This window comes from Paenirhodobacter enshiensis (assembly GCF_000740785.1).
GTDB lineage: Bacteria > Pseudomonadota > Alphaproteobacteria > Rhodobacterales > Rhodobacteraceae > Rhodobacter > Rhodobacter enshiensis.
In genome coordinates this window covers 14,788-39,336 of record NZ_JFZB01000007.1, presented here as the reverse complement: position 1 = coordinate 39,336, position 24,549 = coordinate 14,788, and the positions used below count along the sequence as shown (strand labels likewise).

Sequence of the window (24,549 nt, the reverse complement as noted above, 5' to 3'; positions counted from 1 at the left end):
CGACGACAGAACCCACCTTCGCTTTGATGTAAAACACGTTGATTATTGCAAAGAATTGCGGCTTCGGGCAGGGTTTGCGCGAATGGGCGGAACATCGTCCGGACAGAGTGGGGCACAGACCCGGCCACCGGACCGAGACGGGGACGAAGAACACGATGACACTGAAGTCGATCCTGACCGCCAGCCTGATGGGGTGCATCCTCGGGCTGACCTCGCTCACGCCGCTCGGTCTGTCGCCGGCCGGGGCCGAGACCCTGAAGGTGATGTCGGGGGCGACCTCGACCCCGCTGAACGTGCCGATGAACCGCGCCGTCGTCGTCGAAAGCGACCAGCCCTTCACCGAGATATCGATCGCCAATCCGGGTATCGCCGATATCACCACGCTGTCGGACAAGTCGGTCTATGTGCTCGGCAAAGTTCCGGGGCGCACGACGATGACGATCCTCGGCCCGGACGGCAAGCTGATCTCCAACGTCGAGGTTCAGGTCACCCCCGATATCGCCGAATTCAAGGAACGGCTGAAGCAGATCCTGCCGGGCGAGACCATCGAGGTGCGCACGGCGAATGACGGCATCGTGTTGTCGGGTGTGGTGTCCTCTACCGGCAAGCTCGATCGCGCGCTCGATCTGGCAAAGCGCTATGCGGGCGACCGGGTGTCGAACCTGATGCAGGTCGGCGGCACGCAACAGGTCATGCTGAAGATCCGTTTCGCGGAAATGCAGCGCTCTGTCGCGAAGGAAATCTCCTCGACCTTCTCGGCCGGGGTGAAGGGGCGCGGAGGCTTCTCGCAGGGTGTAGGCTTCACCGGCAACGGAGGGTCGACCTCGACGTCCTCCTCCGGGATCGGCTTCTCGGTCAGCCGCGGCAGCCTCGAGATGGGCGTGCTGCTCGAAGCGCTGGAATCGAAGGGCATGGTGCGCACGCTCGCCGAACCGAACCTGACCACGCTCTCGGGCCAGCAGGCAAAGTTCCTTGCCGGCGGCGAATATCCGGTGCCGGTGTCGAACGGCGACAACAACGGCGTGACCATCCAATACAAGCCCTATGGCGTCGAGATGGCCTTCACCCCGCGGGTGGTCGACAACAATTCGATCAACCTCGACATCGCGGCCTCGGTTTCGTCGATCGACGCCAGCACCACGGTCAGCGACGGCAGTTTCAGCATCAACGCCTTCAAGAAGCGCGAGGCCTCGACCACCGTCGAGATGCACGACGGCGAGAGTTTCGCCATCGCCGGCCTGCTGCAGGACGACTTCCGCAACTCCAGCTCGCAGATCCCGTGGCTGGGCGATATCCCGGTGCTGGGTGCGCTGTTCCGTTCCGTCAACTACGAGCGCAACCAGACCGAACTGGTCATCATCGTGACGCCGCATCTGGTGTCGCCCACGCGCGGCGGTGCGATGGCGATGCCGACCGACCGGGTCAAGCTGCCGTCGGATTCCGACATGTTCCTGTTCGGCCGCACCGGGGGCAAGGCCCCCAAGTCCGGCGCCGCCGGCGAAGTCGCCCGTCAGGACTTCGGGTCCTACGGCTATGTGATGCAGTGATCGAAGGGCGAAAGATCATGAAAAGCGAAACGATCATTGCGATGGCGCTGGTGGCTGCTCTGGCGGCGTGCAGCGAAACCGGCGCAGTCGACGACGAGGCCGGCTCGGGCATGATGCCAAGCTTCGGAAGTGCGGTGAATTCCAATTCCCAGGCCATGGCCAACCCGCGCGATGTGGTGATCAGCCTGACCCGAAAATTCGCCTCCGAGGCGCCGAACACCGTCAACTTCGCCTTCAACTCGGCGGTGCTGGACGGGGCGGCGCAGGACGCGCTGCGCCGGCAGGCCGCCTGGATCCGTCAGTATCCCGACGTCACCTTCCGCGTCTACGGCTACACCGACCTCGTGGGGACCAAGGCCTACAACCAGGCTCTCGGGATGCGGCGTGCGCAGGCGGTGGTCGCCTTCCTCGCCGCGCAGGGCATTTCGAAGACGCGGCTCGAGGCCGTGGTGTCCTATGGCAAGACCCAGCCGCTGGTCTACGCGCCCGGACCGAACGAGCAAAACCGCCGCGCCGTCACCGAGGTGTCGGGCTTCACCCGCTCCGGTTCGGGGATGCTGATGAACGGCAAATATGCTGCCGTGATTTTCGACGGCTATGTGAAATCGGCCACCTCCACCGCTGGAAACACGGTGCAGAATCAGAGTTCGGCGGGCAACCTGTCGGCCAACTGACATGCCTGCGGCCCCTCTTGCATAGCGGGGCCGCAACGGACAGACTGCGGGCCATCCCCGAAACGGGAGCCCGGCGCCGGGGCGACGGGGCGCGCGCATTCCAGCCGCCGAAGGTCCGGACGGATCCAGGCCGGACCCGGGGGCGTGCGCCGCCATCACAACAGAAGGACGACAGGTCATGACCGCAGCTGCTGAACCGACCCCGGAATCGGCCCCCCTCTCGGCCTGCACCGTCTCGCGCGACATCACCAACTTCGACCTGCTGATCGAGGACATGGAGCAGGAGTTCGGCGAAAGCTGGGGCGATCTGCGGTTCGATGAGGCGCTGTCGTTCCTGTCCCAGCCCGAAGCCACGGCGCTGAAGGTGCTGACGCTCGCGCTCGATGCCGAAGACGACACCCCCGCCGAGATGGAGCGGATCGCCACGCTGATCGCGAAGGCGCGTCAGGCCGGGGTGCGGGTGATCCTGATCACCGAAAACCTCGGCGCGACGGCTCTGCATCAGCTGCTGCGCCTCGGGGCGGACGATTTCGTGCCCTACCCTCTGCCCGAGGGGGCGCTGCACGATGCGGTCGCGCGCCTCGACAAGCCGCTGATCGCCGAGACGCCGGTGCCGGCCGCGACCGGAGGAACGGCCCCGGGGCGGGACGGTTCCGTGCTGGTGGTGCAGGGGCTTGCGGGCGGCGTCGGCGGCACGACTTTCGCGGTCAATCTCGCCTGGGAACTGGCAACGCCGGATGCGCCGCGCAAGATGCAGGTCGCCGCGCCTTCGGTATGCGTGATCGACCTCGACCTGCAATTCGGCTCCGTCGCGAGCTGCCTCGATCTGTCGCGCACCGAGGCGGTGTTCGAACTGTGGTCCGACACCGCGCGGATGGACATGCTGAGTTTCGATCAGGCGCTGGCCGATTACGACGGCAAGCTGAAAGTGCTCAGTGCGCCCGCCGACATGCTTCCGCTCGATTTCATCACCGGCGACGACGTGAACCGGGTGATCTCGATGGCGCGCAGCAAGTTCGATTATGTCATCGTCGACATGCCGAAATCGGTGGTCAGCTGGACCGAGGCCGCGCTCAATCAGGCAGATGTATTCTTCGCGATGCTCGAACTCGACATGCGCTCGGCGCAGAACGCACTGCGGCTGATGCGCACCTTCCGCGCCGAGGATCTGCCGGCCGAGAAGATGCGCTTCGTGCTGAACCGCGCGCCGAAATTCACCGATCTGGGCGGCAAGACCCGTGTCCGCCATCTGGAGCAAAGCCTGTCGATCAGCATCGAGGTGCAGTTGCCCGACGGCGGACGCGCGGTGACGGATGCCAACGATCACGGCGAACCGCTGGGCAAAGCCGCGCCGAAATCGACGCTGCGCAAGGCGATTTCGAAACTCGCCCGCGTCGTCGCTGCCGTCGAGACCGCGGGCCGGGCAACGGCCTGATCCCCTGACCCGGCACAAGGAGGCTGACGGATGTTCTCTCGTTTCAGAAAGCCCGGCTCCGAGGGCGAAGGGAAGCCCGCGCATCCGCGGACCGCAACCGCCGCAGCTCCGGCCACGGGCGCGCCGCCGGCCGAGCGCAGCATAGATACCGCCGCCGGCGCCCAGCCCGCGAACCCGGTGCATCGCCGCCCGGCGCCGCCCCCCGTCCCCACCACGGGCACCGCCCCGGGCGCCAAGCCGCAGCAGTCGGAGAAGGACGCCAAGCGCAAGGACCGGATGCAGGAGCTGAAGGTCGAACTGCACAAGCAGCTTCTCGAGAACCTCAACCTCTCCGCGCTGGAACATGCCAGCGAAGCCGACCTGAAGTCCGAAATCGCCGCGATCTCGACCGAGGCGATGACCAGCATGTCGGTGGCGCTGAACGCGCAGGAACGCTCCAGCCTGTTTCAGGAGCTGTATGACGAGGTGATGGGCCTCGGCCCGCTGGAGCCGCTGCTGAAGGACGAGACGATTTCGGATATTCTGGTCAACGGGCCGAAGCAGATCTTCGTCGAACGCGGCGGCAAGCTGCAAATGACCGACATCACCTTCAAGGATGAGCGCCACCTGCTGCGCATCATCGACAAGATCGTCTCGGCGGTGGGACGGCGGGTCGACGAATCGAACCCCTATGTCGACGCGCGCCTTGCGGACGGATCGCGCTTCAACGCCATGGTGCCGCCGATCGCGGTCGACGGATCGCTGGTGTCGATCCGCAAATTCAAGAAGGACAAGCTCAGCATCGACGAGCTGGTTCGCTTCGGCGCCTTCACCGAACAGATGGCCGCCTATCTTCAGGCCGCCGTCGCGACGCGACTGAACATCATCGTCTCGGGTGGCACGGGGTCGGGTAAAACCACCACGCTGAACGCGCTGTCGTCCTTCATCGACAACTCCGAGCGCATCCTGACCATCGAGGATACGGCGGAACTTCAGCTCCAGCAGGTGCATGTCGGGCGGATGGAAAGCCGGCCCGCCAACGTCGAGGGCCGCGGGGCCGTCACGCAGCGCGACTGTCTGCGCAACGCCCTGCGTATGCGGCCCGACCGCATCATCGTCGGCGAAACCCGCGGCGAAGAGGTCATCGACATGCTGCAGGCGATGAACACCGGCCACGACGGATCCATGACCACGATCCACGCCAACTCGGCACGCGATGCGGTGTCGCGTCTGGAAAACATGGTCGCCATGGCCGGCATCGAGATGCCGATCAAGGCGGTGCGCGCGCAGATCGCCTCGGCCGTCAACCTGATCGTGCAGGTCTCGCGTCTGCAGGACGGTTCGCGCCGGATGGTGTCGATCACCGAACTCACCGGCATGGAGGGCGAGGTGATCTCGATGCAGGAAATCTTCCGCTACGACCGGCTCGGGCTCGCCCCCGACGGCAAGATCATCGGCCGCTTCACCGCGACGGGGGTGCGCTCGCATTACTCCGAGCGGTTCCGCCAGTGGGGCTACGATCTGCCGGCCGAAATCTACGATCCGGTTCTGGACTGAGCGCCATGATCATTTCCCCCACCCTCATCATCTACGCCCTGATCATCGTCGCCGTGCTTCTGCTGGTCGAGGGCGTCTATCTGATGGCCTTCGGCAAGTCGATCTCGCTCAACAAGCGGGTCAACCGCCGGCTGGAGCTGCTTCAGAAGGGCGTCCGGCGCGAGGACGTTCTCGAACAGCTGCGCAAGGAAGGCTCGCAGCACGCCAATGTGCGTGGCATTCCGCTGTATTCGCTGCTCGAACGCAATGCGCAGCGCGCCAACATCGCGTTCAGCCCGCGCCAGCTGCTGCTGATGATGGCGGTGGGGGCGGCGCTCGCCTTCGGGGGGCTGACGCTCGGCACGGCAACGGGGCTTGGGGTGCGGGTCGTCGCCTCGGCGGTGATCGGCATCGGCGCGATCTATTTCTGGGTGGCGCAGAAGGCGAAGAAGCGCATCAAGATGGCCGAAGAGCAGCTCTCCGATGCGGTCGAGCTGATCGTGCGCGCGCTGCGGGTGGGTCATCCGTTCATCTCGGCCGTGCAGACCGCCGCGCGCGAGGTGCCAGATCCTCTCGGAACGGAATTCGGCATCGTCGCCGACGAGGCCGCCTATGGCCGCAACGTGGTCGACAGCCTGCGCGACATGTCCGAGCGCCTCGGGATGCAGGACCTGCGCTTCCTGACCGTCGCGGTGTCGATCCAGCAGACCTCGGGCGGCAACCTCGCCGAGGTGCTCGACGGGCTGAGCAAGGTGATCCGTGCGCGCTTCCGGCTGTTTCGCCGGGTCAGCGCGATCACGGCGGAACCGCGCTGGTCGGGGGTATTCCTGTCGGGCTTCCCGCTGGTGATCCTGCTTGGCATCCAGGTTTTCGCGCCGCATTATTTCGATACGGTCAAGGACACGCCCGCCTTCATCCCGACGGCGCTGGTGGTGCTGGGGCTCCTTGGGATCAATGTGGTCTTCATGAAGATCATGACCACGATCCGGGTCTGAGACCAATGGCGGAGACACGTCACAGATGAATGCGCTGAGCCAGTTTCTGATCGGTCTGTTCGGGCCGCTCGGTCCGATGATCGGGGTCGGGGTCGTGGCCGTCGCGCTGATCGGCGCCACGCTGCCGGTTCTGATGAAGCGCCGCGAGGATCCTCTCGAGCGATTGCGCGACCGCGAGCGTCTGGCACGCGGCGAAATGCCCGAGACCCGCCGCCTCGGCAAGGGTCGGGGGGCGCCGCAGCGGCTGCGCAATGCACCGGGAAGCGACAAGCTCGACCGCTATGCCAACTTCCTGGAGCCGAAAAGTCAGGAAGAGCTGTCGGAATCGCGCAAATGGCTGCAGCGCGCCGGCTACCGCAGCCCGACATCGGTGCGCACCTTCCACGCCATCCAGTTCGGCATTGCCATCGGGATGCTGGCCGCGGGGGCGCTGGTGGTGCTGTATATCAACAGCACCCGAGACGCCGCGCTCAGCAGCACGATGATGCTGTGCTATATCTTCGGACCGGCCATCGTTGGATATTACGCGCCCCGCCGTTGGGTGGAGAGCCGCATCAAGGCCCGCACCCGCGAAATTCAGGACGGCTTTCCCGACGCGCTCGACATGTTGCTGGTCTGCGTCGAGGCCGGGCTGTCGCTCGATCAGGGCATCGTACGCGTCGCGAGCGAGCTGAGCGCCTCCTATCCCGTGCTCTCCGAGGAGCTGGAAACCGTCGCCTACGAGATCAAGGCCGGCCTCGACAAAGCGACGGTTCTGCGCGGTTTCGGCGAACGCAGCGGCGTGCCCGACGTTATTTCCTTCGTCACCGTGCTGGTCCAGAGCCAGCAGTTCGGCACCTCGATCGCCGATGCGCTGCGTCTTTACGCCGCCGACATGCGCGACAAGCGGGTCATGCGCGCCGAGGAGCTGGCCAACAAGATCCCGACCAAGATGACCCTCGGCACGATGCTGTTCACCGTGCCGCCGCTGCTCATCATCCTGATCGGTCCCTCGGTGCACGACATGATGGCGGGTTTCGCCACCATGAACAACTGAGCCCGGCGATCATGGACAAAGCGATGCGGATGGCGCGGCGAAGGCTGATCCTGGCGGGGCTCGGGGCGCTGTGTCTGGCCGGATGCGCAGGCGGCAAGGCCGCCCTGCCCGGCATGGACCTGTTCGGCGCCGGACGGCTTGGCCAGAGAGGCGCGGACAGCCCCTTCGCGCCCGGCACCGCCCGGGGCGAGGATGTCGACGGCCTGACCGTCGGGCACCGGCTGATGGCAGCGGGCGAATATGAACTGGCTCTGCGCGCCTATTACCGGGCGGCGGCGGAACAGGGGGCGACGGTCGATGTGCTTTCGGCGATCGGTTCGGCGGATCTGAAACTCGGCCGGCTCAATCAGGCCGAGATGGTCCTGCGCGACGCGATCCGCAAGGACGAGCGGTTCGTGCCAGCCTGGAACAACCTCGGCGTCGTGCTGATGGATCAGGGCAAATATGCCGAAGCCTCGCGGGTGTTCCGAACGGCCTACGCCCTCGACAATGGATCGTCCGAGCTGATCCGCGACAATCTGAGACTCGCGCTTGCCAGGATGAACGCCACGGAGCAGGACACGCCCCTGCCGGACAGCACATTCAAGCTGGTGCGGCGTGGCGCCGGCGAGTACCGCTTGCTGACGAAGCAATGAATCCCCGGAGGATTGCGCAATGATCCCGAAGCTGTTCGTTCCCGTGGCCGTGCTGACGGGCTGCACGATTGCCCTCGCGGGCTGTGGCGGGCAGGACAAGACCCAGGCTGCGATGGATACCGTCGCCGCGGTCGACCAGTCCAACATGGCGGAAATCATGCTCACCGTCGGCGACCCGCAGGAAGCGGTGAACTATTTCACCCGGATGAGCACCGAAAAGCCCGACAAGATCGACTATCAGCGCGGGCTGGCGAAATCGCTGGTGCGGGCGGGAAAGCCCGTTCAGGGCGTGGCGATCTGGAAGAAGGTTCTGTCGATGCCCGGTGCCTCCGATGCCGACCGGGTGTCGATGGCCGAGGCGCAGGTGCGCGCCAACGACTGGAAGGGCGCGCAGGCGACACTGGCCTCTGTGCCGCCGACCTACGAGAGCTTCGACCGTTACAAGATCGAGGCGATGGTCGCGGACTCCAACAAGCAATGGTCGCGCGCCGACAGCTACTACGAAACCGCCGTGGGGCTGACCACCCAGCCCGCCGGGGTGATGAACAACTGGGGCTTCTCGAAGCTGTCGCGCGGAGATGCCGCCGGCGCCGAGCAGCTGTTCCGCGAGGCGCTGACCTACGATCCATCGAATTTCACCACCAAGAACAACCTCGTTCTGGCCCGGGCCGCACAGCGCAAATATGAGATGCCGGTGATCGAGATGAGCCAGCAGGAGCGCGCGCAGCTGCTGTATACCGCCGGGCTCTCGGCCGTGAAGCAGGGCGACATCACGACGGGGCGCGGCCTGTTGCAAGATGCCGTCGATACCTCGCCCACCTATTTCGAGGAAGCCTCGCGCGCATTGCAGGCCCTCGATTCGACCACGGTGAAACACTGAGATGCTGCACCTTCCCACCTTCGTCGCGGCGCTTGTGCTGCTGATCGTGCTGACGCCGATCTGTCTGTGGGTGATCTTCACCGATCTGAAATACATGAAGATCCGCAATGCTGCCTCGCTGACGCTTCTGGGCGTGTTCGTGGTGGTCGGGCCGCTGGTGATGCCGTTCGGAGACTGGGCCTGGCGCTGGAGCCATCTGGCGGTGGTGCTGGCGGTCGGGCTGGTGCTGAACATGGTGGCGCATTTCGGCATGGGCGACGTGAAATTCGCCGCCGCCGGGGCACCGCTGATCTCGCACACGCCGGGCAGCCTGCAGCTGGTTTTGCTGCTGATCGCAACGACGACGCTGATAACTTTCGCACTGCACCGCATCGCACGCGCCATCCCCGCAGTGCGCCGCGCCACCCCCGACTGGGAAAGCTGGAAACGCGCCGATTTTCCCTTCGGGCTGGTGCTCGCAACGACGCTTTGGGGATATTATGCGCTGATCGTGGCGATTACCGCCTGAGCGGCGACGCCCGGGCGCCCAGCACGGCCCGTAACATGCAAGGATCTGACCCGTGACCCAATCCGTTCCCGCCCCTGCCCCGCTGCGCCGGCTGGAAGACACCGGCCTCGGTCCGGTGCTGATGCGCGACCTGATGCTGAAGACGATGTTTCGCACCAACAGCGACACGGTGACGGAACTTGCGCAGAAGATCGCCCTGCCGCTGAGCCTGACGCAGGAGCTGGTCGATACCCTGCGTCAGCAGCGCCTCGTCGAGGCGATGGGCACGCTTCACGCCAATTCCGGTGGCGAGATGCGCTTTCAGCTGACCGACACCGGGCGAGACCGCGCCCTCGATGCGCTGGCGCAGTCAGAATATTACGGTGCCCTGCCGGTCCCCCTCGAGATGTATGCCGCCCAGATGCGCCAGCAGTCGATCCGCGACATCCGGCTGACGCGGCCGGACCTCGTGCGCGCAATGGGGCACCTCGTGCTGCCGCCGACGCTGATCGACCAGCTCGGACCGGCGGTGACGTCGGGGCGCTCGATCCTGATGTATGGCCCGCCCGGCAACGGCAAATCGTCGATCTCGAACGGTATCCGCAAGGCCATCGGCGACCGGATCTACGTGCCGCGCGCGGTCGAATACGCCGGCCAGATCATCACCGTCTTCGACCCGATCGTTCACGCCCCCGCCCCCGAGCCCGAGGAAGACCCGAACGCGCTGCGCCGCTCCGGCAGGCAATACGATCAGCGCTATGTGCTGTGCGACCGCCCGACCGTGGTGACCGGGGGCGAGCTGATGGTCAACATGCTCGATCTGACCTACAATCCGACTGCGCGCACCTATGCGGCACCGTTGCAGATGAAGGCCTCGGGCGGGATCTTCATCGTCGACGACCTCGGCCGCCAGGCCGAACCGCCGCAGAAGCTGGTCAACCGCTGGATCGTGCCGCTGGAAGAATCGCGCGACATCCTCGCGCTGCAATCGGGCGAGAAATTCGAGGTGCCCTTCGACACGCTGGTGATCTTCTCGACCAACTTCCATCCGAACGAAATCTTCGACAAGGCGGCGCTGCGCCGGATCTTCTTCAAGATCAAGATCGACGGGCCGAGTCAGGAAGACTTCCTGAAAATCTTCTCTCTCGTGGCGCAAAAGCGCGGAATGCCGCTCGACGAAGCCTCGCTGATCCACCTGCTGAAGGTGAAATATCCGACAATCGACAACGTTTACGCGAACTATCAGCCGGTCTTCCTGATCGACCAGATGATTTCGATCTGCGATTTCGAGGGTATTCCCTATCGGATGACCCCGGCACTGATCGACCGTGCCTGGGAAAACCTGTTCGTGCGTGAGGACATGATCGAGCACTGATCCGGCCCGCTGCGCAGCGACCGGGGCCGGACGGACAGCTCAGACGTGATGAGTGATCCGCCGCTCGTTGTAATAGGTGACGACAACCTCGTTCCGCGCGGGGGCGGCGGTCGTCTCCGCCCCGGAGGTGCGGGCCGCGACGATCATCACCTCGCACGCCGAGATGAACAGCGAAACCAGATAGATCCGCATCATCAGGCCGAAGATCTGCTGCACTTCCATCACCCCGGCGAGCGCCCCGAGAATGAACACCAACGGCGAGGCCACGATGGCCACGCAGACCGGCTCGACCACCACCGACATCGCGACGCAAAGATTCATGTCACGGCGGAACATCGAGCGGATCAGCCACTCCGTCATCGCCCGCATCGCGATGATCGCCCCCCAGAACAGCGCTCCGCTCGCCAGGGGCAATCCGCGGTCCACCTGAAACGGCTGACTGATCGCGACGAATACCGCCAGAACGCCCCATGCCAGCAGCAACGCGGGCCGAGGCCGGAACATATCGATGCTCCAGGGACGGAACCGGGTCTCGAAAGCCCAGCCTGAGCGCATGGCAGGGAAGAAGAGCAATGGCATGGCGTCGAAGTCCTTTCGCCCAAACACTGGGGTCAACACTCGGCACCGGACACGAAGGCAAACGAACCTTCGTTTGTATGCTACATGGGACACCGCGCGGATCAAGGCTTTTTCGGGGCCATTGCCACGGAGACTCCATTTTCTCCGCGAAAATCCGCGCAGTAGCAGATCTCTTCCGCGCCAGAGCGCGTGACACGCAGACCTCTTCCGGCAACGGCGAAAAAACGGGCGAATTTTTCAGCGATCCGCAGGCGCCCCAAGACGAAGACGGAGCGCTCTGCGCCAGGCTCAGCCCCGGACGTCGCGCATCCGCTGCCAGGGGCGCTGGTCGGGGATATGCAGCGTCAGCATCTGGCCGGGTTCCAGAATGCCCGGGCGCTCGACCCAGGCGGTGACGCCCTTGCGGTTGTGCGCGGCGGGCCGGAAACGGGCGCCCGCCTCGGGGAAGACGGCGTCGATGGCGGCGGCGGGCTCGGCCGTCGCGCGGTCTTCCATGTCGATGACCAGCGTCGCCCCGTCGGGCCCCTGCAGCCGCGCCGAGGGCGGCAGATGCGTCACGTCCGGCAGCCCGCGCAGCACGATCGAGGCGCCGAGCCACTCAGGCTGCAGCCCCGGAATGCGCATCGCGAAAGCGATCTCGGCAAGCTCTTCCTGCGACAGGATCACCAACTGGCGGGTATTGGCGATCGGCGTGCCGAGAGGGTGCTGATCGCTCACACGCTCATCGCTTGCCCTGAGCCGGCCCGAGCGTGTATCCCCCTCCGCCCCGTCGAAGCCGAGCACGAGCCGCTCGACCGGCACGGATTGTGCCGCTCCGGGGGGTTGCACCCCCAGAAAGATGATCTCGCCCTGACAGAAGGTTGACCGCAACGCCGGCATGGCAACACCTCGCACGAAGGGGGATGTGAAACGGGCGGGGCCATGATGGCCTCGCCCGGGACGGGTGCGGGGGCGATCCCTCCGCATCCGGAAGCGCGTGTCGCGGGGGCCGGCGACCTGCCTGCCCCCCCCCGCAGACAGATCAGATCGCGGGCGGAACCGGCGGCTTCGGGCCGTCGTCGGTGCCCTGCTCCTTGTCGTCCGGTTCGATGACGGCATCGTCATCCTCAGAGGGCTCGGCCGCCTTCGCCGCGGGCTTGGTGCGCGGCACTGCGGTGACCGAGGCTGCCGAGGGTGCCTCGGCCTCTGCGCCGATCTTCTCGCCGGCGATGACGCGGCGGATTTCCTCGCCGGTCAGGGTCTCGTATTCCAGCAGGCCCTGCGCCAGACGTTCCCATTCCGCGCGGTTCTCGGTCAGGATGCGGCGCGCTTCCTGATAGCCGGTCTCGATCAGGGTGCGGACCTCGTCCTCGATCAGCTCCTTGGTCTTGGTCGAGACGGAGAGCCCGCTCGCCTGCCCGGAATACCCCTCATGCGCCTCGGCATAGTCGATGTTGCCGACCTTGTCGGACATGCCCCACCGCATCACCATCGCCCGCGCGATGGCCGAAGCCTGCTGAATGTCGCCGGCCGGACCGTTCGAGACGTTGTCCTCGCCCCATTTCAGGATCTCGGCCGCCTTGCCGCCCATGGTCATGGCGATCTTCTGCTTGGCCTCGTCCTTGTGATAGTTCAGCCGGTCCATCTCGGGCAACGAGACCACCATGCCGAGCGCCTGCCCGCGCGGGATGATCGTCGCCTTGTAGACCGGATCGCATTTCGGCAGCTTCATCCCGACGATGGCGTGACCGGCCTCGTGATAGGCGGTCATTTCCTTCTGCTCGGGCGTCAGCACCATCGAGCGGCGCTCCACCCCCATCATCACCTTGTCCTTGGCGTTCTCGAAATCTTCCATCGAGACGAAACGGCGGCCGATGCGCGCCGCCGTCAGCGCGGCTTCGTTCACCAGATTGGCGAGGTCGGCGCCAGAGAAGCCCGGCGTACCGCGTGCGATCACCCGCAGATCGACGTCGGGGCCGGTCGGCACCTTGCGCGCGTGAACCGAGAGGATCTTCTCGCGGCCCTTGATGTCGGGGTTCGGCACGGTGATCTGGCGGTCGAACCGGCCCGGGCGCAGCAGCGCCGGGTCGAGCACGTCGCGGCGGTTGGTGGCCGCGATGATGATGATGCCCTCGTTCGCCTCGAAACCGTCCATCTCGACGAGAAGCTGGTTCAGGGTCTGCTCGCGCTCGTCATTGCCACCGCCGATGCCGACGCCGCGGGCGCGGCCCACCGCGTCGATCTCGTCGATGAACAGGATGCAGGGCGCGTTCTTCTTCGCCTGCTCGAACATGTCGCGCACGCGCGATGCGCCGACGCCCACGAACATCTCGACGAAATCGGAGCCCGAGATGGTGAAGAACGGCACGCCCGCCTCGCCGGCGATGGCGCGGGCGAGAAGCGTCTTACCGGTGCCGGGCGGACCGACGAGCAGCGCACCCTTGGGGATCTTGCCGCCGAGGCGCGAGAACTTCTGCGGGTTGCGCAGGAATTCGACGATCTCTTCCAGCTCTTCCTTGGCCTCGTCGATGCCGGCGACATCGTCGAAGGTCACGCGGCCCTGCTTTTCGGTCAGCAGCTTCGCCTTCGACTTGCCGAAGCCCATGGCGCCGCCTTTGCCGCCGCCCTGCATCCGGTTCATGAAGAAGATCCACAACCCGATCATCACGATGAACGGCAGCCACACGCCCAGAAGCGACATGAAGCCCGACTGCTGCTGCTTGACCACGTTGACCGTCACGCCCTTGGCGATCAGCGTCTCGGCGATCTGGTCGGTGAGCGGCTTGACCGTGGAATAGGAGGTGCCATCCGTCATCTGATAGCGCACGTCCTCGCCATCGATCTGGGCCGACTTGACCGAGCCCTTGTCGACCGCGGCCATGAAATCGGAATAGGCGACCTGCCGCGAGTTCATAGACGACTGACCGTCTCCGAACAGGTTGAACAATGCCAGAATCAGCAGGAACAGCACAGCCCAGAAGGCCAGATTACGTGCGTTGCCCAAAAGGAACCTCCAGAATACCCGACCCGGGCAGCGCCGGCGTCCGTCTGTGGTGAAAATAGGCATTACCCGGCGGGGTTCAACGCCTGAATTCCCGAAGGATGAAACTGCCGCGGCAGTTTCGCACCGTCCAGCCGGCCGAAAGCCCCGCAAGCGGGGCGGAAATCAGCGTCTCGCCGCGCCAGATCGCCGGGCTGACCCGCAGCGCGGCACGGCCCGGGCCTGCCGGATCGCGGCCCGCCTCCTTCGGCAGCGCCGTTCCGAGCGCCGCGACATGGCACCCCGCCCCGTCCTGCCCCTCGGGCGCGCGCACCGCCCAGCCATCCCACAGCGCCGTGCCCGCCGTCACCGGCACCCGCAGCGCAGCGATGGCCGCCGCCTCGCGCGTCAGGCTCAGCCGCCCGCGCGACAGCGCGACGCGGCACCCGTGCAGCGTCGCGCGCAACGGTGCGGCATCGGGTTTCAGGCGCGCCACAAGCGCCTCGAGCTTCGCGGCGCGCGGCGGATAATCGGCACCCGCGATCCAGTTCAGCGCGCGCCCGATCAGCCGCCGGCGCAACTCGGGATCGAGGGTGCAGAACCCGGCGAAGGGGACCGAGATTTCGCCCCCCGCCTCGCGCAGATGCGCGTCGCACCAGCGCGCCAGAATGGCATCGAGGGCGCGGTTCGCCTCGGCCAGATGCGCGACGGTGCGCGAGATGGTTTCGGCCGTCACGCCCGTCGGGGCGAGCCCCGCCAGCGCCTGGCGCACCCGCACCCGCGCGTGAGCGGTATCCTCATTGCTCGGATCGTCGAACCAGCCCGCCCCCTGCCCGCGCAGCCAGTCGCGCAGCGTCGCCCGCCCGACCGACAGAAGTGGCCGGTGCCAGATCGTCCCTGCCTCCTCGAACCGCGGTCGCATCCCCGAAAGGCCCTCGAGCCCGGACGAACGCGCGACCCGCATCAGGAAGGTTTCAGCCTCGTCATCGGCAGTATGGCCGAGCAGCACGTCGCCGAGCCCCTCCGCCCGCGCCCAGGCCCCGATCAGCGCGAACCGTGCCCGCCGACCGGCGTCATAGACATTGCCCGTGGCCGAGGCCCCGTCCCAGTCGAGGATGTCATGCGCCACGCCAAGACGAGCGCAGAGCGCCGCGACCCCCTCGGCCTCGGCGCGCGATTCCGGGCGCAGGTGATGATCGACCGTCACCGCCTGCACTCCGAACCCCGCCTGCACCGCGGCGAGCAAAAGCGCAGTGGAATCCCCTCCCCCGGAAACGGCAACCCCGACGCGCCGGGGCGCATCGGGGGCAAGAGCATCCGCAAGGATCTTCGGCAGATCGGGCGTCACACCGCCCTCACCGGCAACCCAGAGACGACCGCGCCATCGGCACCTTCGAGGCCGCACTCGACTGCGGGAAGCGCGAAATCACCTCGTTGAGCGTCGTGCAGGCCTCGGACTTCTGACCGAGCGAACCGAGCGCCTGACCGAGACGGAACAGGTTGTCGGGCGCGCGCTTGCCGTTCGGGCTGGCCGAGAAGGCATCGAGCCAGGCCCGCGCCGCGCCCTTGGTGTCGCCCGCGCTGTTCAGCGCATCGCCGCGCAGATACAGCGCATCCGCCGTCAGGGGGCTGGCCGGATAGGTCTGGGCAAAGGTCTGGAACTGGTCCGCGGCGCCACGAAAGTCACCCTGACCGAGCACCCCCTTGGCCCGGTCGAAATCAGCCTGCGCACCGCTGTCCGACGCCCCGGCCGCCGCCGGAGCAGAGCCGCCGCTGGCCTTCGCGATCGCGGCCGAAGGCGCCGAGGGCGCCGTCAGCGGCGAGGCCGCCGCCCCGGTCGAACCGCCGCCCGAAGCACCGCCCCCCGTCGCCCCGCCGAGCGGGTTCGAGCTGACCGATGCCGGATCGCAGCCCTTCTCAAGGTCGCACACCCGGAATTCGAGGTCGCCGATGCGGTTGTTCGCATCCTTCAGAACCCGGTTGATCTGGTTCTGCATCGCCTCGGTCTTGGAGGTGAGCCGCGACAGCTCTGCCTCCATGTTGTCCATGCGCTGCAGCGCGGTCGCGCCGCCCGCAGCCTGCATCCCCTTTGCGCCCGAGGAGACGAGTTCCCCCCTCAGGCCCTGGAGTTGCGCCGACAGCTGGTCGAGTTCACTGCGGATATCGGCCAGCGTCTGCTTGTCCTGCGCGAACGCGGGCGCCGCCAGCGCCAGCGTCAGCGCCGCCCCCAGCAAGAGCCCGCGCATCGATCAGTTCCCGCCGAGCGTCAGGACGGTGACGGCGCGCCGGTTCTGCGAGAAGCAGCTGTCGACCGCCTCGGTGCAGATCGGACGCTCCTTGCCGTAGGAGACGGTGCGCAGCCGGCTGCCCGACACGCCCTGCGAGATCAGGTATTCCTGAACCGCGGTCGCACGACGTGCACCGAGCGCGAGGTTGTATTCGCGCGTGCCCTGTTCGTCGGCATGGCCTTCGATGATCGCGCTGTACTTGGTGTGCGAGCTCAGCCACTTCGCCTGACCGTTCAGGATCTGGATCGCCTCGGGCGAGAGCGTCGACTGGTCGACGACGAAGTGCACCATGTCGCCGACGCGGCCGTTGAAATAGGCCGGCGAGTTCGGATCGTTGATGTTGCCGAGCGGCACGCGCGCCCCGCCGACGCCATTGCCGGTCGCCGCGCCCGACCCGTACGCCCCACCGGGATCGACGACGCCCTTGCCATACTTGTTCGGGTTGTTACAGGCCGCGAGGGCCAGGACGGCGAGCAGCAGCGCTGCCTTGGGTGCCATGGTCATTGTCATTTCCGCCTTTTGCTATGCCTTTGGGGAGACGTTAACAGATTGGAACAGTGTTGGGAATCCGCGCCGGGCGCCGATTTCACGATGTTTTGGGCCGCGGCCCGGTCACTTCAGCTCCGGACCCCAGGTCGGATCCGAGGCGCCGCCGGCATTGCCGACCTGACGCAGGTTGCGGCCGGTGACATCGACCGTCATCAGCTGCGCACCGCCGCCGGCACCGGGGGATTCGCGGGTGAACATGATCACGCGCCCGTTCGGCGACCAGGTGGGGCCCTCGTCGAGATAGGAGGAGGTCAGCGTCTTCTCTTCCGAGCCGTCGGTGCGCATCACGCCGATGAAGAACTGGCCGCCCTTCTGCTTGGTGAAGGCGATCATGTCGCCGCGCGGGCTCCAGACCGGGGTGCCGTAACGGCCGTCGCCGTAAGAGATGCGCACCGGCTCGCCGCCCGAGGCCGACATGATGTAAAGCTGCTGGCCGCCCGAACGGTCGCTCTCGAACACGATGCGCGAACCGTCGGGGCTGAAGGAGGGCGCGGTCTCGATCGAGGGGCTGGAGGTCAGACGGGTCGAACCGCCGCCCGCAACCGACATCTTGTAAAGGTCGGTGTTGCCGTTCTGCTCGAGCGAATAGACCACCGAGCCACCATCCGGCGAGAACCGCGGCGAGAAGGTCATCGTGCCGGGGGTCTCGGCCATCAGGCTGCCGCCGCCCGAGGCGACGTTGAGCATCTTGATGCGCGGGAAGCCGGTCTCGTAGGTGGTGTAAAGCACGCGGTTACCATCGGGCGACAGACGCGGCGCCAGAACGATGGCACTCGAATCGGTCAGGTATTTCACGTTGGCGCCGTCGTAATCCATGATCGCGATGCGCTTCTGACGCGCGGCCTTGGAGCCGCTTTCGGCCACATAGACGACGCGGCTGTCGAAATAGGGCGCCTCGCCGGTGATCCGGCTGTAGACCGCATCGGCGACCTTGTGCGCCAGACGGCGCCAGGCGGCGGGCGAAGCGGCGAACTGCTTGCCGTCGCCGAGTTCCTGACCGGCATAGACGTCGAACAGGCGGAACTTCACGACCACCTTGCCGCCCGACTGCGACACCGAACCGACGATCAGCGCCTGCGCATTGATCGCCTGCCAGTCCGGGAAGCTGACCGGGGCGTTCACGCCGCCGACCTTCTGCACGTAGGACCCCGGGTTGATCTGGGTGAACAGCCCAGTGCCGTCGAGGTCGGACTTGACCACCGAGCTGATCTGCGCCGCGAGACCGCCCGCGCCACCCTCGTCGACGAAGACCGGCATGGCATAGGGCAGCGGCTGGATGTTGCCGTCCGTCACCTCGATGTGCAGCGGCCCGTTCTGCGCCGCCGCGAGGCCCGGCCCGATCAACAGTGCCGCGAGCGCGGCAAATGCAAGACGGAGCATCTCTGTTTCCCTCGATTGGTCCCGGTTGCCGGGGCCTGTTCTAGTCGTTCTCTCCGCCCGTGGGTATCACAACGGGCGGAGCGCCTCAAAGTTTCGCTGCGGAGCGCCGGGGACCCCCCGGCGCCTGCCTGTCACTGCATCCGCATCTTGTTCGGATCGAAGACGATCTCGATCTGCTGCCACCAGCCGTATTTCGCGGCCGGCAACGGGAAGCCATCGGCACCGCAGCGGATGATCGCGCGGCGCGCCGCCTCGAAGGCCTGACGCGCGCTGTCGGCGCTGCCGCCGCTCGATCCGGTCATCTTGATCGAGTTGCTGATCGGATGGCCGTCGGGCTGCATGTCGACCTGGACGGTCACCACGGTCTGCATCGCATCGGTGCTGAGCGCGCCGATGTTCCAGCACTGCTTCACGTCGACGATCAGCGCGTCCTTCTCGCCCTGGGTGACGGGCGGGCCGTTCTTCGCGATCCCGAGACCGCCCGAACCGTTGCCCGTCCCCGTCGAGGTCGCGGGCGCGCTGCCCGAAGCCTTGGCCGTGGCGGCGGAGCTCCCCGAGGACGACTTGCTCCCCGTGGTGCCGCTGCCGCTCTGGCTGGACCGGCTCGCGGACGACGCGCTGGCAGAGGCGTTCGACGACGCCCCGGACGACTTCGCCGCGGAATTCGAGCCGCCACCGAGGGCCTCGGCCAGAGCATCGTGCACCGACTGCTCCTTGCCCTTGCCTGCCGCCTTGCCGTCCGTTGCGTCTCCCGTCTTGTCCGCGGGTTTCGTCGCGGGCTTGGCCGGCGTCTTCGCCGCGGTATCGGCCTTGGCGTCGGGCTTCGCATCCGGCTTGGCGTCGGATTTGGTATCGGGTTTCGCGTCGGGCTTGGTATCGGCCGCGGCGGTCTTCGTGTCGTCAGGCTTCGGCTGCGCCTTCTCGGGACGCGAGTTCGGACGCGGTGCGTTCTGCGGTGCCGAGGTCTTGTCTTCCTCGACAGGCTTGGCGTCGGGCGTCGTCTTCGTCGTCGCCTCGGCGGGCGCGGTGGCCTGCTTCGGCTTCTCGGGCGGCACCGGCTTCGCGGTCGCGTCGGGCTTGGTCTCTTCCTCGACGGTCTTCGCTTCCTTGGTGTCGGGCTGCGGCGCGGGCGCGGGTGCGGGCGCGATCTTCGGCACCGGCTTCGGCGAAGGCCTGGGCGACATGTCGGGTGTCTGCGTTTCTTCCGGCTTCTCGACCGGGGGCAAGCTCGACGCCGGGGTCTGCGTCGCCTCGGCGGGCGGCGCGGGCGGGCGGGCCGCGGGCTTCGGCGGCGTCGCGGGCTCGGGCTTCTCGGGGGCGGGCTTCGGCGGCGGCGGGGCCGAGCTGGCCGGAGCCGACGACGCCGCGGGCGCGGGCGCCGGTGCGGGCGAAGAGGCCGGAGCGCTCGACGGCGCGGCGGATTCGGCACCGCCCGCCGCACCCGAATCGGCGGCAAGCTGCGCTTCGTTCTCAGGCGCCGGGTTGCCGTCGCCCTTGGCGGCGGCGGCCTGGATCTGGGCGAATTCGTCCGAGGAGATCACCGCCACCTCGGACATCTGCACCGGGGGCTGGGGTTTCGGCTTGAAGAAATCGGCGCCCACGACCAGCCAGACGATCACCGCGATATGCAGTGCCGCCGAGAGGCCGTCTCCGATCTTCTCTGCCCGTTCCATGCGCATGTGACGCGCCTCAGTTCCGTGCGGCCGGCTTGCCCGAGGACTTGCCGCCCATCTGGGGCCCGCCCGTGTCGGTCACCAGGATGATGTTGCTGAACCCGCCGGCGTTCATCGCGCCCATCACCTGAACCACCTGCGAATAGGCGATGCCGCCATCGGCGCGCAGATAAACCTTGTCGCTCTTGCGCTCGGCCGAGATCGCCTTCAGGCGCTCGACCAGCTCGGACTGGGGCACCGTCGTGGTCATCACCGAAACCGTGCCGTCCTTTTGCAGCGAAACGGTCAGCGGCTGCTCCTGCTCGGCCGCGACGGCCTTCGCCGCCGTCTTCGGCAGATCGAGCGGCACGCCCACCGTCATCATCGGCGCGGCGACCATGAAGATCACCAGCAGCACCAGCATCACATCGACCATCGGGGTGACGTTGATCTCGGCCATCACCTTGTGATTGCGCCCGCCACGCCGGCGGCGACCGCCGCCGTCCCCCTTGCTCATCACACCCGCGCTCATGGCTCAGGCGTCCAGCTGGCGCGACAGGATGGTCGAGAACTCGTCGGCGAAGGCCTCGTAGCCGGCGGTGATCTTGTCGGAGTCGCCCGAGAGCTTGTTGTAGAAGATGACCGCCGGGATAGCGGCGACCAGACCGATCGCGGTGGCGACCAGCGCCTCGGCGATGCCCGGCGCGACGACCGACAGCGCGGTGTTCTGCGAGATGGCGATCTGCTCGAACGCGGCCTTGATGCCCCAGACGGTGCCGAACAGGCCGATGAACGGCGAGGTCGAGCCGACCGTCGCCAGCACGCCGAGACCGGCGTTCAGCCGCTCGCCTTCCTTGGCGATGGCCACATCCATCGAGCGGTCGATGCGCGACTGCGCGCCGGCGATCAGCTCGCCGTCCTGACGGTGCGAGCGGCGCCATTCCAGCATACCGGCGGCGAAAATGCGCTGGCTCGGCCCCTCGGGGTTCTGGCCGATCTGGTCGAACAGCTCATCGAGCGGCTCGCCCGACCAGAACGCCTGATCGAAGGCGGCCGCCTCGGAACGGGCGGCGCGGAACACCAGGAATTTGCGGAAGATGATCGACCAAGACCAGAAACTGGCAAAGATCAGAATGACCATCACGAACTTGACGGTAAGCGAGGCGCGCAGGAACAGCGCAAGCAACGAGAAATCGAGTTCCTGCGCCGACGCGAGGGTACTTTGGTCCATATCGGTGCCTTCTAGGCGTATACTGCTCTGAAACGAAGCCGTTCACGGCTTTCCTTACTGCGATTCTACCCGAGGTTCACCGGGAACGCCATAACATCTGCGTCATCGCACCGCGTTGCGGGCGGAATTGCACAGGGCTCATGGCTGGACCCGGGGCCCGGCGCGCCTGATTTCCACCTGTTTGCCGGCCGGGTCCAGCCCGAAATTCACCTTTTTTGCAGCTTTGCGGCGCTCCGGGGGGTGTGACTTGTGTCCGCGCGGCCGCCCGGTCACTGGCCCGATCACTGGCCCGATCACTGGATCGTCGGCACCAGACGGCGGCGCAGCTCGGCGGGCAGTCGCGCGGGTCCGCCCGCCTCGGTCAGGCACACGAGGGTCACGGTGGCACCGAACAACCGCTCTCCGGCCCGCCACACGCCCTGCTCCAGCACCAGCCGCGCCCCGCCGAACGAGACGAGATCGGTTTTCACCACCAGCTCGTCATCGAAATGCGCCGGGCGCAGATAATCCGCCTCGACCCGGCGCACGGCGAAGACCAGCCCCGCATCGCGCTTCAGCGCCAGCTGATCGACGCCGAGCGATCGCACCCATTCGCTGCGGGCGCGCTCGATGAACTTCAGATAGTTCGCGTAATAGACGATCCCGGCGAGGTCAGTGTCCTCGTAGTAAACCCGGATCGGGAATTCATGGCTCATTCGTCTTCCTCCGTTCGCGCCGTCGCAAGCGCGATCCGCGCCGCCAGACGCAACGCATGGCTCGGATCGCGGGCGACGGCGGGCATGGTGGGCGCATAGGCCGCCTGCAACAGCGCCGCGATCTCGGGACGCAGGACCGCCCGGCCCTTCGCCTCGGCCAGGGGCGCGACATCGGCGAAGGCGCCGTCGCTCCAGCCCAGCATCGTTTGCACTGCCATCGACAGTGCCACGGTGTCGGCGGGCAGTGCGGCGAGTGCGGCATCGAGGCGGCAGAACCCGAAACAGGCCTTGATCGCGCCCTCGGCGTCGAAACGGAAGGTGCGATACTGGTTCGCGCCGCGCGCCTTCAGCCGCGCCACCAACGCATCGAGCCCGTCGATCATCCGCCCGAGGTCCGGCACGCTCAGCAGCTCGTCCCAGTCGCGCAGGAAGAAGATCATGACATTCGCGCCGATCTCGGGATCGGTCTCGGCCATCTTGTGACCGGCGAGCGCCACCACCGCCTCGATCGCGCCCTTGACCACGCTCAGCGTCGCGTCGTCGACGCCGAACACCACCGGCACGATCGGCCGGCCCCAGCGGGCGAAGGCATAGCTGCCATCGGCGCGGGTGAACATCCGCGCGACCGTTTCCGAGGGCAGCCCCGCTGCGGCATTGGTCATCGTCATCTTCGGCCGGTCCCGTCCTGCACGTCATTTCCGCGCGCGAGACTACCCCCCGCGGCCGGGCAGGTGAAGCCCCCTGCCCGGTCCGAAGCGGTCAAAGCCCATGGCTGCGGTCGTAACCGTTTTCCGGCGCGGGGGCCCAGCCCTCGGGCAGCGCGGCGGGGCGCCAGACCTCGACGGCAAGCGGATGGCACGCCGCGACATCCGAGGAATGCTCGCTCGAACAATCGCCGCCCGGGCAGACCGACATGCAGCCCAGAAGGTCGATCTCGGCGAAGAATTCGAGGTAATCGCCCACCCGCACCGGGCTCGCCTTCATGAAATACTGTCCGGTATCGCGGGTGAAGCCGGTGCACATGAAGACGTTGAGCACGTCATGGATGTAGCGCTCGGCCTCGGCCAGAGGTTTGCCGGTATGGGCGGCGAAAGCGCGGGTCAGGTTGGAATGACAGCAATGGTGATACTGCCCGCCATGGCTGAGCAGATTGTGCGTGTAGGGATCGCAACGCGTGCCGATCACGTCATGGACCGCACCGCCGAAATCGTCGAACCCATACCAGTCGAGCGTGTCATGGGTGATCGTCGCCATCGGACGCATGTGAGGGAAGCTAGAGAACAGCTGATCGCCCAGCCCGACATGAGTGCCGTTCAGCGCGCGCGTCTTGCCGGAATAGAACCGCTCTTCGAGGTTGTTGAGGTTGAACAGGTTGAGGTCGGCGACCTGCGGCCCCTCGATGCACAGGATGCGGCAGAAATGCCCTGCGGGGACCGTCCAGGTGCCGGCCTCGCGCGGCGGAATGACCAGCCGTTCGACCAGCGTGACGTCATCGCGCACCGCACGGTAGCGGGCGAGATCGGGGCGCGGCAGGGTCTCGACCGGATAGCACACGAGAGGCGCGATGGCCTTGCGGGCCGCGGCGTCGAGGGGGGCTGCGGTGATCGGGGCGGGTTTCATGCGGATGTCCTCTCGGGATCGGGGGCGTCGGGATCTGGAACGACCGACAGCGCGCGCGCCCGCGCGGCGGCCAGAACCATGCTTTCGGAGTCGTTCAGATACTGTTCCATCGCGCGCGCGGCGGCCTCGCAATCGCCGGCGCACAGCTGTGCGCAGATCCCGGCATCGCGCGCGACCCAGGGCTTCTGGAACCGCTCTGCATCGGCGGCCGCGGAAAACGCCAGCCGCGCCTGCGCCGCGACCGAGGCGAACAGCCGATCAAGCCGCGGGCTGCAGATGAAACCGACGATGGCGCGATGAAACGCCAGAGACTCGGTGCCGACCGCGCGCCAGTCGCCCCGCTCAGCCGCGTCCTGCATCGCCGCGACATGGCCTTGCAACGCCCGCATCGCGTCCACCGGCGCCCTTGCGCTGCAGGCGATGCCGCGCAACTCCAGCGTCATGCGAATGGCGTAGATCTCGCGGATATCCGCGTGGCCGAGCGTCCTCACCGTCACTCCGCGATGCGGACGATGCTCCACCAGCCCCTCGGCGATCAGCGCGTGCAGCGCCTCGCGCAAGGTGTTGCGAGACAGGTTCAGCGCCTCGGCCCAGACCACTTCCCGCACGGGCGCGCCGGCCGCCAGCTCGCCGCGCAGGATCTTGTCGCGCAGCAGGATCGCCGCGACCTCGGAGGCCGACGGTGCAAGACCGGAAGAGGCAGAATCAGGGCGGCTCATGCGGACCTCCCGATCCTGCCTGTATATTGTTCAACAATTATGAAGGCAAATCAGGCATGAAATGCCACTGGTTTTCGCAATGATTGCTAAGATCGAAACCGGCTTCACGACAAGATAAAAACGAATATCTCTGACATTTTGTTGAACAACTTTCCCAAGTGCCCATCCATTCATCTTTCCGAAAATATCCCGGGGGTGAGGGCCGCGAGGCCCGAGGGGGCAGAGCCCCCTCCCTTTTACTCATCTGCGGGGCAGAGCCCCCCTTTCCCCTTTTCGAGCGCAGCAGCCCCCTGCCGCC

Annotated in this window: 24 protein-coding genes; 10 read left to right on the top strand and 14 right to left on the bottom strand. The window is 66.6% G+C overall.

The features are described 5' to 3' along the window. Positions 1–155 precede the first annotated feature (155 nt). From CG50_RS05300 to CG50_RS05255, 10 genes are all read left to right on the top strand, one after another. Positions 156–1,547 (top strand): type II and III secretion system protein family protein, encoded by a 1,392-nt coding sequence (locus CG50_RS05300; protein ID WP_036636052.1) that lies wholly within the window; start codon positions 156–158, stop codon positions 1,545–1,547. 17 nt (positions 1,548–1,564) lie between these two features. After that, positions 1,565–2,221, top strand: coding sequence for an OmpA family protein (locus CG50_RS05295; RefSeq protein WP_036636307.1), 657 nt, complete (start codon positions 1,565–1,567; stop codon positions 2,219–2,221). A 178-nt stretch (positions 2,222–2,399) separates the two neighbouring features. Continuing rightward, positions 2,400–3,656: an AAA family ATPase gene (locus CG50_RS05290; protein WP_036636050.1), complete on the top strand. Its 1,257-nt coding sequence runs from the start codon at positions 2,400–2,402 to the stop codon at positions 3,654–3,656. Between the two features lie 30 nt (positions 3,657–3,686). After that, the gene (locus CG50_RS05285) at positions 3,687–5,192 is read left to right on the top strand and encodes a CpaF family protein (protein ID WP_036636048.1); all 1,506 of its coding nucleotides are present in this window, start codon (positions 3,687–3,689) and stop codon (positions 5,190–5,192) included. A gap of 5 nt (positions 5,193–5,197) precedes the next feature. After that, positions 5,198–6,166 carry a type II secretion system F family protein gene (locus CG50_RS05280; RefSeq protein WP_036636047.1) on the top strand — a complete coding sequence of 323 codons (969 nt, stop codon included), beginning with the start codon at positions 5,198–5,200 and terminating at the stop codon, positions 6,164–6,166. Positions 6,167–6,191: 25 nt separating this feature from the next. Next, positions 6,192–7,202, top strand: a complete 1,011-nt coding sequence (locus CG50_RS05275; RefSeq protein ID WP_036636045.1) for a type II secretion system F family protein — start codon at positions 6,192–6,194, stop codon at positions 7,200–7,202. Between the two features lie 11 nt (positions 7,203–7,213). Then, positions 7,214–7,837: a tetratricopeptide repeat protein gene (locus CG50_RS05270; protein WP_036636044.1), complete on the top strand. Its 624-nt coding sequence runs from the start codon at positions 7,214–7,216 to the stop codon at positions 7,835–7,837. Positions 7,838–7,856: 19 nt separating this feature from the next. Beyond that, on the top strand, positions 7,857–8,717 hold the full coding sequence (locus CG50_RS05265; protein ID WP_036636043.1) for a tetratricopeptide repeat protein: 861 nt from the start codon (positions 7,857–7,859) through the stop codon (positions 8,715–8,717). 1 nt (position 8,718) lies between these two features. Then, entirely contained in the window at positions 8,719–9,225 is a 507-nt protein-coding gene (locus tag CG50_RS05260) for a prepilin peptidase (RefSeq protein WP_036636042.1), read from the top strand. Positions 9,226–9,277: 52 nt separating this feature from the next. After that, positions 9,278–10,579 carry a P-loop NTPase family protein gene (locus tag CG50_RS05255; protein WP_036636041.1) on the top strand — a complete coding sequence of 434 codons (1,302 nt, stop codon included), beginning with the start codon at positions 9,278–9,280 and terminating at the stop codon, positions 10,577–10,579. Between the two features lie 39 nt (positions 10,580–10,618). Here the strand turns inward: CG50_RS05255 and CG50_RS05250 are convergent, their stop codons facing one another. The 14 genes from CG50_RS05250 to CG50_RS05185 form a co-directional block, all read right to left on the bottom strand. Next, the gene (locus CG50_RS05250) at positions 10,619–11,083 is read right to left on the bottom strand and encodes a hypothetical protein (RefSeq protein WP_152559435.1); all 465 of its coding nucleotides are present in this window, start codon (positions 11,081–11,083) and stop codon (positions 10,619–10,621) included. Positions 11,084–11,446: 363 nt separating this feature from the next. Beyond that, positions 11,447–12,037: an MOSC domain-containing protein gene (locus CG50_RS05245; protein WP_036636039.1), complete on the bottom strand. Its 591-nt coding sequence runs from the start codon at positions 12,035–12,037 to the stop codon at positions 11,447–11,449. A 142-nt stretch (positions 12,038–12,179) separates the two neighbouring features. Next, on the bottom strand, positions 12,180–14,141 hold the full coding sequence (gene ftsH / locus CG50_RS05240) for an ATP-dependent zinc metalloprotease FtsH (RefSeq protein WP_051909550.1): 1,962 nt from the start codon (positions 14,139–14,141) through the stop codon (positions 12,180–12,182). Positions 14,142–14,217: 76 nt separating this feature from the next. Further along, the gene (gene tilS, locus CG50_RS05235) at positions 14,218–15,465 is read right to left on the bottom strand and encodes a tRNA lysidine(34) synthetase TilS (RefSeq protein ID WP_036636038.1); all 1,248 of its coding nucleotides are present in this window, start codon (positions 15,463–15,465) and stop codon (positions 14,218–14,220) included. A 7-nt stretch (positions 15,466–15,472) separates the two neighbouring features. Next, the gene (ybgF, locus tag CG50_RS05230) at positions 15,473–16,363 is read right to left on the bottom strand and encodes a tol-pal system protein YbgF (RefSeq protein ID WP_036636037.1); all 891 of its coding nucleotides are present in this window, start codon (positions 16,361–16,363) and stop codon (positions 15,473–15,475) included. 3 nt (positions 16,364–16,366) lie between these two features. Then, on the bottom strand, positions 16,367–16,909 hold the full coding sequence (pal, locus tag CG50_RS05225; RefSeq protein WP_036636036.1) for a peptidoglycan-associated lipoprotein Pal: 543 nt from the start codon (positions 16,907–16,909) through the stop codon (positions 16,367–16,369). 108 nt (positions 16,910–17,017) lie between these two features. After that, the gene (gene tolB / locus CG50_RS05220; protein WP_036636035.1) at positions 17,018–18,334 is read right to left on the bottom strand and encodes a Tol-Pal system beta propeller repeat protein TolB; all 1,317 of its coding nucleotides are present in this window, start codon (positions 18,332–18,334) and stop codon (positions 17,018–17,020) included. 131 nt (positions 18,335–18,465) lie between these two features. After that, the gene (locus CG50_RS17290; protein ID WP_036636033.1) at positions 18,466–20,013 is read right to left on the bottom strand and encodes a hypothetical protein; all 1,548 of its coding nucleotides are present in this window, start codon (positions 20,011–20,013) and stop codon (positions 18,466–18,468) included. Between the two features lie 10 nt (positions 20,014–20,023). Beyond that, the gene (locus CG50_RS05210; RefSeq protein WP_036636031.1) at positions 20,024–20,518 is read right to left on the bottom strand and encodes an ExbD/TolR family protein; all 495 of its coding nucleotides are present in this window, start codon (positions 20,516–20,518) and stop codon (positions 20,024–20,026) included. Positions 20,519–20,521: 3 nt separating this feature from the next. After that, positions 20,522–21,217 carry a protein TolQ gene (gene tolQ / locus CG50_RS05205; RefSeq protein ID WP_036636029.1) on the bottom strand — a complete coding sequence of 232 codons (696 nt, stop codon included), beginning with the start codon at positions 21,215–21,217 and terminating at the stop codon, positions 20,522–20,524. 293 nt (positions 21,218–21,510) lie between these two features. Continuing rightward, entirely contained in the window at positions 21,511–21,912 is a 402-nt protein-coding gene (ybgC, locus tag CG50_RS05200) for a tol-pal system-associated acyl-CoA thioesterase (RefSeq protein ID WP_036636027.1), read from the bottom strand. Further along, a complete protein-coding gene (locus CG50_RS05195) occupies positions 21,909–22,574 on the bottom strand; it encodes a hypothetical protein (RefSeq protein WP_036636305.1) in 666 nt (221 codons plus the stop codon). The genes ybgC and CG50_RS05195 overlap by 4 nt, the downstream gene beginning before the upstream one ends. Positions 22,575–22,671: 97 nt before the next feature. Then, the gene (locus tag CG50_RS05190) at positions 22,672–23,532 is read right to left on the bottom strand and encodes an urea carboxylase-associated family protein (protein ID WP_036636024.1); all 861 of its coding nucleotides are present in this window, start codon (positions 23,530–23,532) and stop codon (positions 22,672–22,674) included. Then, a complete protein-coding gene (locus tag CG50_RS05185; protein WP_051909546.1) occupies positions 23,529–24,251 on the bottom strand; it encodes a GntR family transcriptional regulator in 723 nt (240 codons plus the stop codon). The genes CG50_RS05190 and CG50_RS05185 overlap by 4 nt, the downstream gene beginning before the upstream one ends. Between the last annotated feature and the right edge of the window lie 298 nt (positions 24,252–24,549).

What these genes read in the sequence shown, in the direction of transcription:
- CG50_RS05245 (WP_036636039.1), bottom strand. Translation starts at nt 12,037, where the DNA reads ATGCCGGCGTTGCGGTCAACCTTCTGTCAGGGCGAGATCATCTTTCTG.
- CG50_RS05190 (WP_036636024.1), bottom strand. Translation starts at nt 23,532, where the DNA reads ATGAAACCCGCCCCGATCACCGCAGCCCCCCTCGACGCCGCGGCCCGC.
- CG50_RS05275 (WP_036636045.1), top strand. Translation starts at nt 6,192, where the DNA reads ATGAATGCGCTGAGCCAGTTTCTGATCGGTCTGTTCGGGCCGCTCGGT.
- CG50_RS05195 (WP_036636305.1), bottom strand. Translation starts at nt 22,574, where the DNA reads ATGACCAATGCCGCAGCGGGGCTGCCCTCGGAAACGGTCGCGCGGATG.
- tolQ (WP_036636029.1), bottom strand. Translation starts at nt 21,217, where the DNA reads ATGGACCAAAGTACCCTCGCGTCGGCGCAGGAACTCGATTTCTCGTTG.
- ybgF (WP_036636037.1), bottom strand. Translation starts at nt 16,363, where the DNA reads ATGCGCGGGCTCTTGCTGGGGGCGGCGCTGACGCTGGCGCTGGCGGCG.
- CG50_RS05260 (WP_036636042.1), top strand. Translation starts at nt 8,719, where the DNA reads ATGCTGCACCTTCCCACCTTCGTCGCGGCGCTTGTGCTGCTGATCGTG.
- CG50_RS05270 (WP_036636044.1), top strand. Translation starts at nt 7,214, where the DNA reads ATGGACAAAGCGATGCGGATGGCGCGGCGAAGGCTGATCCTGGCGGGG.
- CG50_RS05290 (WP_036636050.1), top strand. Translation starts at nt 2,400, where the DNA reads ATGACCGCAGCTGCTGAACCGACCCCGGAATCGGCCCCCCTCTCGGCC.
- tolB (WP_036636035.1), bottom strand. Translation starts at nt 18,334, where the DNA reads ATGCTCCGTCTTGCATTTGCCGCGCTCGCGGCACTGTTGATCGGGCCG.
- CG50_RS05265 (WP_036636043.1), top strand. Translation starts at nt 7,857, where the DNA reads ATGATCCCGAAGCTGTTCGTTCCCGTGGCCGTGCTGACGGGCTGCACG.
- CG50_RS05280 (WP_036636047.1), top strand. Translation starts at nt 5,198, where the DNA reads ATGATCATTTCCCCCACCCTCATCATCTACGCCCTGATCATCGTCGCC.
- pal (WP_036636036.1), bottom strand. Translation starts at nt 16,909, where the DNA reads ATGACCATGGCACCCAAGGCAGCGCTGCTGCTCGCCGTCCTGGCCCTC.
- CG50_RS05185 (WP_051909546.1), bottom strand. Translation starts at nt 24,251, where the DNA reads ATGAGCCGCCCTGATTCTGCCTCTTCCGGTCTTGCACCGTCGGCCTCC.
- CG50_RS05300 (WP_036636052.1), top strand. Translation starts at nt 156, where the DNA reads ATGACACTGAAGTCGATCCTGACCGCCAGCCTGATGGGGTGCATCCTC.
- CG50_RS05295 (WP_036636307.1), top strand. Translation starts at nt 1,565, where the DNA reads ATGAAAAGCGAAACGATCATTGCGATGGCGCTGGTGGCTGCTCTGGCG.
- CG50_RS17290 (WP_036636033.1), bottom strand. Translation starts at nt 20,013, where the DNA reads ATGCGCATGGAACGGGCAGAGAAGATCGGAGACGGCCTCTCGGCGGCA.
- CG50_RS05250 (WP_152559435.1), bottom strand. Translation starts at nt 11,083, where the DNA reads ATGTTCCGGCCTCGGCCCGCGTTGCTGCTGGCATGGGGCGTTCTGGCG.
- ybgC (WP_036636027.1), bottom strand. Translation starts at nt 21,912, where the DNA reads ATGAGCCATGAATTCCCGATCCGGGTTTACTACGAGGACACTGACCTC.
- CG50_RS05285 (WP_036636048.1), top strand. Translation starts at nt 3,687, where the DNA reads ATGTTCTCTCGTTTCAGAAAGCCCGGCTCCGAGGGCGAAGGGAAGCCC.
- CG50_RS05210 (WP_036636031.1), bottom strand. Translation starts at nt 20,518, where the DNA reads ATGAGCGCGGGTGTGATGAGCAAGGGGGACGGCGGCGGTCGCCGCCGG.